This window comes from Streptomyces atratus, from assembly GCF_014648655.1.
Taxonomy (GTDB): Bacteria; Actinomycetota; Actinomycetes; order Streptomycetales; family Streptomycetaceae; genus Streptomyces; species Streptomyces atratus.
Genome location: NZ_BMRN01000084.1, coordinates 13790 through 15684, shown reverse-complemented (window position 1 = coordinate 15684; position 1895 = coordinate 13790). Strand labels below are relative to the sequence as shown.

Genomic DNA, 1895 nt, shown 5'->3' with positions numbered 1-1895 from the left:
CGGTCGGTGGAGATGATCGTGGCCCAGCTGGCGGTGGCCAAGGCCGGTGCGGCTTATGTGCCGGTGGACCCGGAGTATCCGGCCGAGCGAATCGCCTACATGCTCGCCGATGCCCGTCCCGCCCTGCTGCTGACCACGATGACGGTGGGAGAGCGGTTGCCGAAGGCGGATGTCGCCCGGTTGCTGCTGGACGAGGCCGCCACCGTGGCGGCGCTGGCGGAGTGCCCGTCCTCCGGTCCGGCCGACGCCGACCGGGTCCGACCCCTGGTTCCGGCCAACCCGGCGTACCTGATCTACACCTCCGGCTCCACCGGACGCCCCAAGGGCGTGGCGGTGACCCACGCCGGACTGGTCAACTACGTGCGCTGGGCAGCCGCGGAGTACTGCTCCGATGAGCCTGTGGTCGCCCCTCTGCACACCCCTCTGGGCTTCGACCTCACCAAGACCAGCCTGTGGGTTCCCCTGATCATGGGCGGCGCGGTGCACCTGATCGATGAGGACTCCCCGCTCGAGCGCCTGGTCAGCCTGCTTGCCGGCCCGGCCCGGCCCAACCTGGTGAAGCTGACGCCCGCGCACATGGAGGTGATCTGCCGCTTGCTGCCCGCTGAGGCTCTGGCCGGCAGGCGGATCTGCTTCGTGGTGGGTGGCGAGGCGCTCGCCCCCGCGCTTGTGCGGCGGTTCTTCGCCGTGGCACCGCACGCCCGGTTGGTCAACGAGTACGGGCCGACCGAGACCGTGGTGGGCTGCTCCATCGCGGGCTTTGCGGCCACTGACCCCCTGGACGGACTCACCAACTTGCCGATCGGCCGACCGGCCGTCAACACGCGGTTGTACGTGCTGGATGCGCGGTTGCGTCCGGTGCCGCCGGGGGTGCCGGGCGAGCTGTACGTGGCCGGCACCCAGATGGCCCGCGGCTACCTGGGGCGTCGGGCGCAGACGGCGGAGCGGTTCGTGGCCTGCCCGTTCGGCCCGGCCGGTACCCGCATGTACCGCACCGGCGACCTGGCCCGCTGGAGCGCCGACGGCGAGCTGGAATACCTGGGCCGGGTGGACGACCAGGTGAAGATCCGCGGCTTCCGTATCGAGACCGGTGAGATCGAGGCAGTACTGGCAGCGCATCCGGGCGTGGCGCAGGCCGCAGCGGTGGTGCGGGAGGACCGGCCGGGGGACAGGCGGCTGGTGGCCTATCTGGTGCCCGAGCCGGACGGTGTGGATGTCGCTCATGCAGCGGTGCGGGTTCGTCTGGCGGAACACCTGCCGGAGTACATGGTCCCGGCGGCGTTCGTCACCCTGGACGCGCTGCCGCTGACCGCCAACGGGAAGCTGGACCGGCGGGCGCTGCCGGCACCGGACTTCGGACAGCTGTCCGGCGGCCGGGCGGCGGCCACCGCGCGCGAGGAGCTGCTGTGCGGGCTGTTCGCCGAGCTCCTCGGCCTGCCGACGGTCGGCGCGGACGACAGCTTCTTCGACCTGGGCGGCGACAGCATCGTCTCCATCCAACTGGTCAGCCGGGCCCGCAAGGCCGGACTGCTGATCACCCCGCGCGACGTCTTCGCGCACAAGACGGTGGCCGCCCTGGCGGCGGTCGCCGAGGCCGTGGAGGAGACGGGCGCTGCCGAGGAGGCCGGTGCGGGAATCGGCGAGGTGCTGCCGACCCCGATCGTGCACTGGCTGCGTGAGCGTGGTGGTCCGGTGGACGGATTCAGCCAGTCGATGCTGGTGCAGGCCCCGGCCGGGGCGGATACGGGCCGGCTGGCGGCGGCGTTGCAGGCGGTGCTGGACCACCACGACGGCCTGCGGATGCAGCTGGAACGCAAGGAGAACAGCTGGGGGCTGGAAACCACGCCCGTCGGCACGGTCTCCGCCGAGGAGTTGATCACCCGGGTCGAGGCCGT

Annotated in this window: 1 protein-coding gene; it reads left to right on the top strand. The window is 71.9% G+C overall.

The window, feature by feature from the left end; translation table 11 throughout:
- Positions 1 to 18: 18 nt before the first annotated feature.
- Positions 19 to 1895 (top strand): non-ribosomal peptide synthetase (locus IEZ15_RS44365; protein ID WP_229846515.1); only part of this gene is annotated, 1877 nt, incomplete at its 3' end.